This window comes from Telluria sp. RT2P19 (genome assembly GCF_059685725.1).
This window is the reverse complement of the sequence record NZ_JCASIL010000028.1, coordinates 1-12,686: the sequence shown is the minus strand read 5'-3', so window position 1 is coordinate 12,686 and position 12,686 is coordinate 1. Positions and strand designations below refer to the sequence as shown.

The following is a 12,686-nucleotide window of genomic DNA, read 5'->3' as shown; positions in this document are numbered from 1 at the left end:
CTCGACTAAAGCAGATGGCAGTGCATCAACTGTGTGTACGGCTCTGGGGGCGTTGGCGCGCCCCCAGGCCAACGAAATTGGCTTGAGGGTGGCTAGCCCTGCAGTAACACTTGCAATGAGTGTCCTGGCATGTATAGCGACTTCGAAAAAGCCTTCGCAAAAATTTTCTTGGCCTCTTTTTAGGTGCCTTCGGCACAGGTGATGAAAACATGCGGCTCCGGCTGGAGCCACCGAAATCTTCGCCATTTCGGTCCTTATTTCCGCCGAAATCATCGCCATGCGTCCTTGTCGCTATACGAAGGCAAACAACTAACAAGGAGCGCTGAAATGGAAGATAAAATCTATGACGTACCGGTCGCAGTAACCAAAACCGCAGCCATGCGCTACATCGCAGAGGCGGCTGGGCACGGCTATCACTTCTTCCAGACAGGCGCAGTGCAAGCGGAAAAGCTCCTGCCACTCATCGGGAAATTCGACCGGCAATATCGCGTGCTGGCGACGCGCGGCATGCGTGACAATGACCGGTCGCGGGGCCGCTCCTGCGCACGCCTCATACTCTTCCCGAAAGATAGCTACCCCGTAGAGAGGCCCGTCCGTGAATGGCTGTTCTGGCTTATGGCGACCGATGGTGTTGGTAACCTCGCCGGAGAAAAATGCACGCGTGACGCTCGCAACCCTTCCACGCGCCTACCGTGGCTGAAACAGTACGAACTGGTCTCCCGCCCAGTTCGCCGGCGCAATGGCGACCTTGACCACGTATGGACCTGGGTGCTTCAAGATGCCTACATGGTGCGGTGGCGTCACGCCTTTCACAAGGCCGCCGGGCGAGTTCGCTCAAGCAGAGAAAGAAAGCCTGACTACCTTGTCAAACTGTTGAGTTCGCTGCGCAGGATGCCGGGATTTCAGGGCATAAACCGGCAGAAAAAGGCGCTAGTCGTCAGCGCTGACATTCCTCGTGCGTGGCATGAAGAGCTCAACCTGAAGCTCTTGGGCACCGTCGTTAATAAAGCTCTTCTTGTTTTTGTTCCCGAACGGACTGTTGTTTCTATGCTGGAAAATGCAAAGTCACTGAGCAGCGATTATTAGAATTCGTAAGCAGGGGGATATGGAACAGGTGAACGATTGCAGCGTTGCGGTAAGCAAACACCAACGACCAAGTGGCCGCGAAACGTCGGATATATGCCCGTCATCGGACAAGCCCAAGCGAAAGGTTGGGCAGTTGTCAAACACCAGCTAGCTAAGCGGGCAATTGACTGCTATCTCCAGAATTCATGTCTAACCTCGCGGCATGTTCTTTTTGATTATTTCTGGGATGTCGACGATGCGGGCTTCAGGTGGGCATTTAAAATAGGAGACAACACCGCCAGATTTTTTAAGAACGAACTCAGCTATTTTGTAGAACAATTCCTCTGATGGTGGAAATTCCCATTGCATAAAACGAGCGTTATACCTCCCCCTGAATTGCACTGCCACGAACTCGCAGAGTGCCGGCTGCTTATGAGGTGTAGTGTACCACGCCGTTATTCTGGTGTTTTTAGGGCTGAGCTCAAGATGATGCGTAAGCCTACTGCTCCACCGTATTTTGATGTCGTGAGTTGCTGCAAAGTTTTCTTCGAAATACTTACGCCGATTAGAAGATTGTTGCAGAGCCAATTCTCGCTCTTTATCGCGGGCCAATTTTTCAAGTGCTTGCGCCTTATCTCTTGCGGCGAGAATTGGTGCAACCCGAACAACTCTAGCATTAAGGTCATCTTCCGCCCGGGTCTCCGCTAATCCATTAAGAAGCCAATTTTTCTCAAGCGTTGAGGAAAACAAAACATCTCTCAATTTATTCCACGTCCACTGAGTGCGGTGGTACTCGGACAGGTCTAACTCGATTGTAGAAACGCCGCGACGCTTGATTTTATCTAGTTTTTCACTGTCGACAAAATGCGTCACCGCAACTTCAATAAACAGCTTTTTGCCGCCTAAGCTCGCAACTATGTCAGGCCGCATGTTTTCCGCCCACTGCTCGAGCTCGACTTGTTCGAAGTTAACCTGCATGTGTGCAGTACGTCCAACACCTTCGTGCGGATTTTTCAGGTCGAACTCCTCAGGCTTAAATCCTTCTCGAGGGTCTCGGGGCCTATACTGATAGGACACAGCGTCTGGTGGCTCGTTGAGGAAAACGCCTTTTCGCGCGACGACAATGCACGCCGGAAGCATCAGCGACTTGTTTTCGCTAATAAGCTTCTTAACCGCGAGATGAAGAGCAGATTCATAGCCCAAGTCACATTCAGTGCCTGCGACATGGGCAAAATACCAGCTGACCTTGGTTCCCTGTCGGGCAGACAGAGGAGCACGACAACTGGGACAAACGCACCCGCAACTATTGCCGCGAGTGACTTCGGTCACATCAACAAGGACGCCAAGGCTGTTGAAACCAAATGGGATGCGCTCGCCACTCATTTAGCTGGATTTACTCCGATTAATTAGTTGCCAACTCAGAGCAGAGCAGATGTTCTGCCTTGCGGCCACAGGCGCTTACCAGTCCTGATTTAACCATGAAGCGCGTCTAACTGCAGAGACTGCATAGCGCTGGTCTTGTCGCCGATAGTCGCGAAAAAGAAGAACTCCCCTTTTTGGCCAACGGTGCTTTGGCAAACGATGAATCGACGAGCGGCAAGGTGTCCAACACAATTACATATCCGAAGTGATTCCGATTAAGGCACGCTCCCTAGCGCCTGGGGCATCACGGTCGAAATTGATTAAAACTCGGCCAGTAGAATCTCTGGAAATCAGCACCCGCTGAGAGCTAACGTCGGTGACGTCAAATGGTCCGGGGTAGTCATTGTGAAGTGGCACTGGGCCATCCTCGAAACAATAAACATCGAGATTTTGGTCAAGCTTATTTAATTGAGCAATCAGGTCTTTAACTTTCACACTTATCCCTTCACGTTTACTTGATAGCTGGTGTGGCAGCCAGGCCTGCAGCGAACACCAGCATCTACCTAGACGCCGTCGGGCAGAAACTGCGCGCGCCTACCTGCGCGCGCGGTTTCTGCACTTCGGGTGGGGGCGCCGCGCTGCCTTTCAAACTTGTCGTTTTCAATTCAAAGCGCGCTTGTAGGCCAGAACCCATGCAAATGCTCTCACGGCGACGGACATTGCGTTTCGAAACTGTAGAGTACCACGCTGCTGGCGTCTACTTGGCTGACTTCGACCAAGTTTGAAAAGCCACCGGAAACTTGATGTCGTCGAAAATTAGCTTCTCTAGGTGTGGAAGCACTGCCGACGGCTGATAGCCATTTCCGTAACTCTGTTCGCTACCGACCTCACGAAAAAAATCCCGGTCTTTGTCGCGTGGAAGCTGCCGCCCTGAAAGTAGTTGAGAAATCCCAGCCGGCCACACGCCGCGACGGGCCTGACAATCTCGGATACGGTCCTCGAATTGGTGTCGGAAACTGTGCGAGCCGAAGCCACTTCCGAAGCTGAGAGTATCGCGTACATAACGCAGAAAACTTTGCTCGAATGCCCTGCCCCACATCGGAGATATCCCGCCTGGAGTTGGAATCGACGACTCAAACAACGGCGCTTCAATTCCACTCAATTTACGACGTGATTCTACATACTCTGCGAATCCGAGCTCAATCAGTCTTGGGTGAACTGGAATTGTCCTTAGCACACTAACATTCTTTACGCTGCGCACAGGGAGGCCCGACTTCGCACTACTGTCAATGCGTGGATTCAACAAGGGCTGCGTCACCAATTCAGCGTTTTGCGGGAGTTCGACCTGGAATTTAAAGCATAGGACTCCGTTGTCGACCAGAACGTCGCTGGTCATTAGCTGCAGGAATTCGCGCACTCTCGTACCATGAAGAAGGCCAATCAATGGCCCGAAATAGCGGGCCGCCAAATCAACACCGAGCTTGCCGCGAAACTGCTTTGTGTCTGGCTTATACCATTCAGACGAAAACAGTGTATTGATTTGCTCGCTGGAAAACGCGAACCGTGGATTCAGGCGCAGCTTCCTCTCATGCTCAGATAACCTCGGCATCATCTCGACCTTGGTAACCGGATTATCGGTTGTCATCAGCGACTTGGTACGGGCGAGTGCAAAGATTTCTTTTAGCGCTCGTCTTGCGTGCCCGTCAACATATCCTTGCGACCATTTTTTTTCTGCCGTAAACAATTGCGCTTCGAAGAATCGATAAATGTCATTTGATGTTACGTCATCGAGAAGTGTGTCTCCGTTAAACGCTATGAACTTGTTCCAAATTGAAATGGCCATGCTTACTGGCTTTGGCCCTACCAAAGGAGCTTTGTAGGTGATGAATTCATCGTTCATAGCAGACAGGCGAGTGCCATTTTTTGGCACAAGGCTGTCCTGCGGCGGGTCCTCGCCGCAGTTGCGTGCCGAAATGAACTGTTGCGCTCTTCTCTCTGCCTGGGCATACGCGCGCATGAGAAGAGGGAAACTTGGGTCTGTTAACTCGACGTCATAGCCGAGCGTAAGGCACCAGTCCATCACGTCTTCTACAACACTATCCCAGGCGCGCGATGCGCGTCCTTGTGAAAGTATGCTGCGCATGACTCCGTCGGAGAAGCTGCAGAACTCCTCAATTTCAGCGAGATGCTCCTCATCGAGGCCTGCCTCACCCAGCCGTTCCCTGTTATCTGTAGCCAGCCACGATTGCAAGCGGGAGCCGACAATTTGTTGAATCAACTGTTCGCTCAAGGGGGTGGATATCGCGGGACGTTTCTCCAGCATTAGCTCGCGCAAGGAATGCCACTCACGAAGCTTGGCTGCAATGATTTCCGCTCCGACCACTTTCGCGCGACGCAGGTCGGCAGTACCCGTCGACTTTCGGAAAACGTGCTCTTTCTTGGGGAGTAAAGGCTGGATGGAGGTTGGGGCGACGAGCCGAACTACGTAGTTTGAACTACGTCCGTCGCCACGACGAGACATGTATTTTGGCACTGAGTTTTCCTCATCTTTGACACACTTCTTTGTCACACCTGCCTCCAAAAAATCTTTTAGAAACAGTAAGATAAGGAAAATCAGCTACTTATGCAACTCTGGCGGAAGCGGTGTCCGCCTCCGCCATATCTCCTAGTGTCTACGTGCGTCTATTTTTAGCCTACTGCCATAGGAGAAATAGACCTCAATAGCTCTACTAGCGTCTACCGGAATCCATTACAATCTATGTGTTCAATGGAGGTAGGAATGGGGGTAGGAAGTGGGGCGGACGGTTGAGAAGCTGACGGCGCTGGTTGTCAACAAGATGAAAGAGCCTGGCTACTACGGCGACGGCGGCGGGCTCTATTTGCAGGTTTCGAAGACCGGCACAAAAAGCTGGATCTTCCGTTACGTCCGCGCCGGCAAGGAACGGCAGATGGGCCTCGGGCCGCTGCACACCGTGTCACTCGCCCAGGCGCGCGAGCATGCCCGAAACTGTCGATCCACCCTGCTCGCCGGCGGCGACCCGCTGGAGCTGCGCAAGGCTGCCCAGCTCGGCGATGCCCTGGAGCGCGCGAAAGCGATCACGTTCGACGACTGCGCTTCATCATACATCGCCGCGCATCGAGGCAGCTGGAAAAATGTGAAGCACGCGGCGCAGTGGGAAAGCACGATCGCGGCCTACGCTAGTCCGATCATCGGCGCGTTGCCGGTCGCAGCGATCGACACCGCGCTGGTCGTGAAGGTGCTCCAGCCGATCTGGCAGGAGAAGACGGAGACAGCTACCAGGCTGCGCGGTCGCATCGAAAGCATATTGGACTGGGCCACCGTCAGCCGTTTTCGCGTCGGCGAGAATCCCGCCCGCTGGCGCGGCCACCTTGACCACCTTCTGGCCGACCCGAACAGGGTCGCGCGCGTGACGCACCATGCCGCCCTTCCCTGGCAAGAGATCGGCAGCTTCATGATCGGACTTCGCCAGCGTGAAGGAATTGCCGCTCGAGCGGTCGAGTTTGGCATCCTCACGGCGGCCCGGTCTGGCGAGATCAGGGGCGCTCGCTGGGATGAGATCGATTTCGACGCGGCCATATGGACGGTGCCGCCGGAGAGAATGAAGGCCGGGCGCGAGCACCGTGTGCCGCTATCCACCCAGGCGATCGAAATCCTGAATAAAACGCCGAGACTGGGGGGGGCGATTTTCCCCGGGCGGAAGGAGGGGTCATTGCTGTCAGATATGAGCCTTACCGCCGTGCTGCGGCGGATGGGCCGGGGCGACATCACCATGCACGGCTTCCGGTCGACCTTCCGCGACTGGTGCTCGGAGTCGGTAGGTAACACATTCCCGCGGGAAGTGTGCGAGCATGCCCTGGCACACAGCCTACCCGACAAGGTCGAGGCCGCTTACCGTCGAGGAGACCTGATCGAAAAACGTAAAGTGCTGATGCAGGTTTGGGCCAATTACTGCCTAGCCACGTAACTAAACTTCTTGCCAATAAAAAAGATGATGACTTGGATAAAAAATAAGTGGCAGTGGGCTTGTCAAAACAAGCTGTTTTGGCTAAACCTCAGCCTATTCGCAATATCTGTACTGGCAATTATTTACCCAGGGCCATCGGATCTTCGGATTCGGTTTTGGGGAATGCTGCTTCAACTTCTTGGAGCATTCACGGTATGGCATGACTTGGTTGGGTCCGCCCGTAACTTTGGGTCCACAGGAGTAATTCGAAGAAATGTCGAATGGCTAAAGCAAGGCCTAGGGTTTTCCAAAAAAGTAAGCGGAACTGTGCACTGGGCAGAAGCGTCGGAGTCGACATCAGCGAGTGCCAGTGTTTGCGGATCCATTCTGCCTACCACTATAGAAGACAGGGTAGCCGTTCTAGAACATAGCATAAAGCGGATAGATGCTGAAATTATCTCAACCAATAACTCGGTGCTCCGAAATCACAATCTATTAACGACGAAGATTCAGATTACTGAAAACGATTTAAACGCTAAAATTAGCGGGGTCGAAGGGCAGCTAAAGCGCGCTCTGGTTGGGAGCTACACGATACTTGCAACCGGCGCTTTTTGGCTTGCGTTGGGTATCATTTTCGCTAGCGTTGCTGTCGAGATATCCAAGGCTCGATCGGGCGGTTGGATATTGATATGGCGAGATTTCTAGTCGCCTGAGCGTCTGTTTAGAAGTCAGACGCTCTATCGTCTTTTTTGGCAATCGAATCAAAACCTTGCGCCGAGCGCCCTGCGCTATTCATTCACTGATTGTCTCGGTGTAAGTGCTTGATTCGATTGAATGCGGGAAGATTGAATAGCGCAGCTTTTCGCCAGTGGATGCGATGATTGTAGATGCTACGAATCTATCCATGCTTCGGCATTTCCCCGTTTCCCGACAACGACCTAGCGGAGGTCGCTCGTACTATGGATGAGGCGCGGATGCCGCTGCACCGCCCCCCCCCTAGTTTTGATTCAGGTTGACCCTGCTCAATAGTACAGGTCAGGACGCTACAGCTTCGGCTGCTCCTGCACCACCGGCTCGGCCTCCAAATCGCGGAGAAGTGAGTCACGCATGATCGTCGCCGTTGACGACTGTGGATTGACGCGCAGGTAGTCGTGCGTCCGGAGCGCCAGCGCGCGCAGCCGGAATAGCTCCCACAGTAGCGCACGACCATCTGCGGAGCCGCGCAGCCGGTCCTGGATCTCTTGCAGTTGGGTGCGGGTGAGCGGCTCGCGGACAGTTCGCTTAATACTGTTCATTTATACAGTATAGCAGCAGCGAAGTTTGATCTCGCTCAAATTGCCCAGGAACTCCATCCGTTACTATAGTGAAATGAATAGACGAATAGACCGCTTGAGCGCCGTGCAGGTTGACCTTGCAGTGAACATCGCGGCCGTGTTTGGTCTAGCAGCCGGCGTGCGCGTGCTGCATGAGGCCGGCTCCAGCATGGCCGTTGTACAGCGCGTGTTGATCGCAGGGGGGGCCCGCGGCGTGGGCACGACTGTTATCGCCGGACCAGCCCGGAGCTATTTTATGCTGGCAGTCAATCGTGCGCCTCGTGCGGAACCTGACCGATACATTTATCTTGCGCTGATTTCTCCCTTCAGACAGCGTGCCTTTACCCGGCAGGCCTGCCGGGTATTTTTTACTCGTCCCGCAGCTACTCCTGAGCACTTTGTATGGATCTACCGAATCGGTCTCGCCGCATTCTCGTTGTCGATGGAAACAACGATTCCGGCGATTCGCTAACGCAACTCCTTCAGATGAAAGGGTATGAGGTGCGCGCAACATTAGATGGTCCCTCATGCCTTGCTGAAGTAGCGCGCTTCCATCCACATGTGATCTGTTCCAGCATCAAGTTGCCGGAAATGTCAGGGCTCGAGTTAGCGTGTGAACTCAGGAAGACGACCCATGGCCAAAACATGTTGCTCATCGCAACCAGCGGATTGTGGGGCAGGAAACTAGCATCTGAAATAGCCGGTGCCGGCTTCAACGCCAATCTTCGAAAGCCTCTCAACTTTGAAGAATTTTTCCAAATCCTGGATACATTCTTTGAACACAACGAACGTTCGTGACCTTTACCTTCAGCATCCCTGCTTGTGCCGAGGAGTATTGAATGTGCTACCATCGGACGATGCAACGTAGGACTGACATCGTTAAGGCAGCCCGCATTAATTGGGTACTGATCACGCAGAACAAGAATGGAATTAACTATTCTTCGCGCGCGCTTTATGACATCGGTGTTCCTGTACACGAGGCTTACCGCCTGCTTGCCAAAAAAGACTCACGTCGCCGCCTGCATGGTTTGCCAGATGCGCAGCCTGCAATCCGTCGCTCGCTGAGCGGTGACAACCAAGACTGCCTGCCCGCGCTCGACTAACCAAGGCGTCTCGTTGTCGAGCATTTAGCCAATTGTTCGCATTCAAGCGTATTTATTTCGCGTTCAAGGTGCGACATGCAGCTATCAAGAAGATTCTACCTTCGGCTCGTCCGGAAACGCTGAAGGTCTTGGTCTATGCGGTCCTTCCTGGAGCAATATCCTAGCAATGACCTCATTCGGCACGCCGGCTCGATGAAGCATATCTTCGGCGTGACGCAAATCGACGTGTTCGAATACCGTTAAGGCCGCGTTCACATACGCAGCGTGCACATGATTGTGCCGGCGGCAAGTAAAGGTAGCTTCCGAATTCATATCCATCTCGCTGTTTTAGTAGGGCTGGAACGAAGAGCGGCACCCTTCACAGTCACAGTCGGCCAGCTGGTCCGAGATATTGAAGGGTATCACCTTTTGTCGTACAGAGATTTCACTTTGGAACGCCGAGTGTTCGGCATGACCGCAGAGGTGCGCGCGCTGCATGAAGCGGCGTCAGCCCGACCGTGGTGTAGCGCGCGCTGATACACCGTGGACCACGGCGCAGCGGCCGCCAAGCCGTCGAATGTGTCCACAGAACGAGTGAAGCCCTAGATCCCGGTGTCCAGCGCCGCGGTTGACGAAGTCTCGCCCGATTCCGACATTGAGAGGATCCGCGTGGCCGGCGCGACCGCACGCATGGTTGAAAATAAGGCGGAATAGCCACGATCATGCTCCCGCTCTTTCGAAACGATCACGAAGTCGAACTGTATTGCGTGGATCGCCCGCGCTGCCATATAGGGGCCATGCGCCTCAAGAACAATGTTCTCGGCGGCGAAGGACTTCGCAAGCGTCTCTGTAACAAAGGCGTTTGGCTCTACTACAAGAACAGTTTTCAAGGTTTGATCACAGCCAGTAGATGATCCGGCCGCAGCGCGGCGCGAAGGGTTTCGGACCGACAGGATAGCCTACTTGGCGCTCACTTCCCTGCACGCCTGGAAGCGCTCGACGACCCGGTCGTACTGCCGCACGATTCGAGCAATGTCTGCTCCGTCGGCGAGAATTTCAGCAGCAACGTCCGGCACAAGGCCAGGTCCTCGGCCGTGAGTGTCAGGGCCTCTAGTAGCGGGTCGATCGCCGGGAAAGGTGCCGGCAGCGCGCTGGCGAGCTATCGCTCGGCTCGCGCTTGCGTATATAGAGCAGCGGGTAAAGCCTCTACAGTTTGCTACGGCGCAAATGCTCGCTTAAACTCTGCAGTCACGACTGGCTGCATTTGGCCGGGAGCGGCCTTGACTGAGCCATAAGTTATAATCCTGCACCCTCTGGGGAGTAGCCTGCTTCCATCTGGAAGTTTCCGTATCAACATACTCGACGCATCGCGCGTTGTGGTACGGGTAGCCGCAAGGTTGGCGAGACCATTGGCACGTCACGCGTTCGATCGGGCCGCGTGATGTGCCTTTGCGTAGCCCGATCGAAAGCCCCCTATGAATATTTTCTCTACGGTAGCCCTCGCCCTCGCCATGTCCACCGACGCCTTCGCCGCCGCGGTTGGCAAAGGTGCATCTCTGAAAAAACCTCATCTAAAAGAAGCCCTCAGGGCTGGCCTGATCTTTGGCGTCATCGAAGGGATTGCACCCATCATCGGATGGGCATTAGGTCAGGCTGCAGCATCGTACGTCGAATCATGGGACCACTGGATCGCCTTCGCTCTGCTGGCCATCTTAGGCTCACACATGGTGCTCAAGGGCTTTTCTAAAGATGATGATGAGCAAAAACCCAGTGCGCATACATTCTGGGGCTTGGCCATCACCGGCTTTGCAACCAGTATCGATGCTATGGCTGTAGGGGCCAGCCTTGCGTTTCTCGATGCAGACATCCTCACCACGGCCGCCGCGATCGGCACTGCAACCTTCATTATGGTGACCATCGGCGTCATGGTCGGTAGGGGGCTTGGGGCTATCGCTGGCAAGCGTGCCGAACTGATCGGCGGCTTGGTTCTCATCACGATCGGTGCATTGATTCTGTACGAACACATGGGGAAAGCTTCCTGATAGGCCGCCCCATCGCTGGGCCTGCAAGTCAGCTAAGGGGCGAAATCGGTCCTTCGCGGCTTTGTGGCTCACTCAGGCCACGCCTGCTCAAGCATCAATGCGTCGCTGGCATGCCGGTCAGCCTTTTCTGCCAGCTCTCGATATTCGCTCTGGCAGTTTTGGAGTACGGCTGCGAGGGTTGTGGTTGAGTGACGGAGGGCTTCCACGGAAGCGTCGGGCACGCCGCGGCTAATGGCGGCAAGGGTGTCGCGCAAGCTGAGAGAAGCGCTGGCAGAGCCAGCAGCCAGAGTGCGGATGATCTGATCACGAGAGTTTGCATTTTCGAGAGCTTGGTTTCGTTGAGCGGTCCAGTCCTGCTCACGCAGGCGTGCGACATCCTTGGCGGCGGCCAGCTGGGCATCGCGCGCGGCGATGTCGGCCCTGTGCGCCGCATCGAGTCGCCAGCCGTTGGCAGCCCAACCGGCGGCGCCGGCCAGGGCCATCGACAGCAGCACGGCGATGCCGGCCGCCGCCGCGCGGTATTGGGCCGGGATCATGAAATTGCCTTCATGGCCTGGTCGGTCAGCGCGCGCCGCTTGACGTAGCCGATCGCATCGCCGATCCGCTCGGTCTTGCGCCCGATGTTCACGCAGTCGGACACGCCGTCGACATCATCGACGTCGGCGAAGCGGTTCAGGCCATTGACGTGCCAGAACCAGCCGGCGCCCAGGGCCGCGCCCATATCCGTCGACAGCCAGGCGCCGATGGTGTCGCGCGACAGGCCGAAGAAGTCGGCGACGGCGTTGTGGTTCGTGGTGCCGGTGATCTGCATCCAGCCGGCGCCGCGCGTGCGCCAGCCGTCGCCGCTCTCCGGGCCCCGGTTGCCCATGCGGTTCGCGTAGGCGATGTTGGCGATCGCCTGCTGGTCGGCCGGGTGGGCCGCCGTGCGTCCGTGCAGATCGGCCTGCGCCGGCGTGAATCGCTTGAGCTTCGGCGTGTTGAACGTGGCCAGGATCGCGGCCGGCGTGTAGTTCAGGTTCTCGCGCTTGCGCGTGAAGCCCCCGCTTTCGTGCGCCACCTGGGCCAGGAAGTGAGCCAGGCGCCGGCGGGTATTGATCCCGAAGCGCTCGAGCGCAGGGTCCAGCGCGGTGGCGACGATGGCGGCGTTGGAGCCGCACTGCGGCGCTACACGACGAATCGTTTCGACGGAGACGATCATGGCTGGCCTCGCACGTCACGCACCACGTCGGCAAGCGTCGCATTCCGTTTCGCCTCGATGTAGTTGAACAGCCAGCGCACGATGGCCCAGCCCGGCAGCCCGCAGGCGAACACCAGGCCCAGCATCGCCACCAGGCCGATCGGCTTGTGTGCCCAGGCGTCCAGGCCGTAGTGTTGGATGACGGCCGCGCCGCCGCCGATCGACGACACGACGGTCGAGATCAGGCCCACGGCCCACTCGCGCGGGCTGCGCGGCGTCATCATGCACATCACGACCACCGCCGCCAGGCCGGCGCCGATCGCCCCCATGCCGGCCATGCCGCCCAGCAGCTTCCAGCCGAAGGCGCCGGCGGCGGCGCCGGAAATTGGTTCACTCATTTGGGATGCTTTCATGGTGTTGGTGCATCAGAAAAAACAAAACCCGCCGGAGCGGGTTGGAGAAGGGTGAGCGCGCTGGCCAGCGTGCCAGGCGAGTATCGCCAGGGATCCGGGATGCCGAGCGCGGCGGCCACGGCCTCGGAACAGAACCAGCGGCCCTTGCTGTGCGGGATCGGCGACAGCACGAACTGCAGGTTGCCCAGCAGGTCGTACTTCGCGCCGCGGTGCGCCTTGAACCAGGCCTCGGCGCCCTGCTCCAGCTCGGCCGGCAAGTCGATCACG

General features: G+C 56.2%; 13 protein-coding genes and 1 pseudogene. 6 read left to right on the top strand and 8 right to left on the bottom strand.

Annotated elements, in window-relative coordinates:
* Positions 1-327: 327 nt before the first annotated feature.
* Positions 328-1,086: a hypothetical protein gene (locus AC56KW_RS24430; protein WP_497173220.1), complete on the top strand. Its 759-nt coding sequence runs from the start codon at positions 328-330 to the stop codon at positions 1,084-1,086.
* A 189-nt stretch (positions 1,087-1,275) separates the two neighbouring features.
* Here AC56KW_RS24430 and AC56KW_RS24425 read toward each other — a convergent pair whose 3' ends face one another.
* Positions 1,276-2,448 (bottom strand): competence protein CoiA family protein, encoded by a 1,173-nt coding sequence (locus tag AC56KW_RS24425; protein WP_497173219.1) that lies wholly within the window; start codon positions 2,446-2,448, stop codon positions 1,276-1,278.
* A 736-nt stretch (positions 2,449-3,184) separates the two neighbouring features.
* Positions 3,185-4,960 carry a hypothetical protein gene (locus AC56KW_RS24420; RefSeq protein WP_497173218.1) on the bottom strand — a complete coding sequence of 592 codons (1,776 nt, stop codon included), beginning with the start codon at positions 4,958-4,960 and terminating at the stop codon, positions 3,185-3,187.
* A gap of 259 nt (positions 4,961-5,219) precedes the next feature.
* Here AC56KW_RS24420 and AC56KW_RS24415 point away from each other — a divergent pair, with 259 nt between their 5' ends.
* Positions 5,220-6,413 carry a tyrosine-type recombinase/integrase gene (locus AC56KW_RS24415; RefSeq protein WP_497173217.1) on the top strand — a complete coding sequence of 398 codons (1,194 nt, stop codon included), beginning with the start codon at positions 5,220-5,222 and terminating at the stop codon, positions 6,411-6,413.
* Positions 6,414-7,435: 1,022 nt separating this feature from the next.
* Here the strand turns inward: AC56KW_RS24415 and AC56KW_RS24410 are convergent.
* Positions 7,436-7,687, bottom strand: a complete 252-nt coding sequence (locus tag AC56KW_RS24410; RefSeq protein ID WP_497173216.1) for a hypothetical protein — start codon at positions 7,685-7,687, stop codon at positions 7,436-7,438.
* Positions 7,688-7,712: 25 nt separating this feature from the next.
* Between AC56KW_RS24410 and AC56KW_RS24405 the strand changes: the two genes are divergently transcribed.
* The 3 genes from AC56KW_RS24405 to AC56KW_RS24395 are packed head-to-tail and all read left to right on the top strand — an operon-like array spanning position 7,713 to position 8,808.
* Complete coding sequence (locus AC56KW_RS24405) at positions 7,713-8,177, top strand: hypothetical protein (protein WP_497173256.1); 465 nt, start codon at positions 7,713-7,715, stop codon at positions 8,175-8,177.
* Positions 8,108-8,503, top strand: coding sequence for a response regulator (locus tag AC56KW_RS24400; RefSeq protein WP_497173215.1), 396 nt, complete (start codon positions 8,108-8,110; stop codon positions 8,501-8,503). Before AC56KW_RS24405 ends, AC56KW_RS24400 begins: the two co-directional genes overlap by 70 nt.
* Before the next feature lie 41 nt (positions 8,504-8,544).
* Positions 8,545-8,808, top strand: a complete 264-nt coding sequence (locus AC56KW_RS24395; RefSeq protein WP_497173214.1) for a hypothetical protein — start codon at positions 8,545-8,547, stop codon at positions 8,806-8,808.
* Positions 8,809-9,389: 581 nt separating this feature from the next.
* Here the strand turns inward: AC56KW_RS24395 and AC56KW_RS24390 are convergent.
* On the bottom strand, positions 9,390-9,677 hold the full coding sequence (locus AC56KW_RS24390; protein ID WP_497173213.1) for a hypothetical protein: 288 nt from the start codon (positions 9,675-9,677) through the stop codon (positions 9,390-9,392).
* 585 nt (positions 9,678-10,262) lie between these two features.
* Between AC56KW_RS24390 and mntP the strand changes: the two genes are divergently transcribed.
* Positions 10,263-10,829, top strand: coding sequence for a manganese efflux pump MntP (gene mntP, locus AC56KW_RS24385; protein WP_497173212.1), 567 nt, complete (start codon positions 10,263-10,265; stop codon positions 10,827-10,829).
* A gap of 68 nt (positions 10,830-10,897) precedes the next feature.
* Here the strand turns inward: mntP and AC56KW_RS24380 are convergent, their stop codons facing one another.
* The 4 genes and pseudogenes from AC56KW_RS24380 to AC56KW_RS24365 all read right to left on the bottom strand — a co-directional run.
* Positions 10,898-11,365: a hypothetical protein gene (locus AC56KW_RS24380; protein ID WP_497173211.1), complete on the bottom strand. Its 468-nt coding sequence runs from the start codon at positions 11,363-11,365 to the stop codon at positions 10,898-10,900.
* Positions 11,362-12,027: a glycoside hydrolase family 19 protein gene (locus AC56KW_RS24375; RefSeq protein ID WP_497173210.1), complete on the bottom strand. Its 666-nt coding sequence runs from the start codon at positions 12,025-12,027 to the stop codon at positions 11,362-11,364. The genes AC56KW_RS24380 and AC56KW_RS24375 overlap by 4 nt, the downstream gene beginning before the upstream one ends.
* The gene (locus AC56KW_RS24370) at positions 12,024-12,404 is read right to left on the bottom strand and encodes a hypothetical protein (RefSeq protein ID WP_497173209.1); all 381 of its coding nucleotides are present in this window, start codon (positions 12,402-12,404) and stop codon (positions 12,024-12,026) included. The genes AC56KW_RS24375 and AC56KW_RS24370 overlap by 4 nt, the downstream gene beginning before the upstream one ends.
* Before the next feature lie 11 nt (positions 12,405-12,415).
* Positions 12,416-12,686: pseudogene (locus tag AC56KW_RS24365) on the bottom strand (hypothetical protein); the annotation flags it as partial.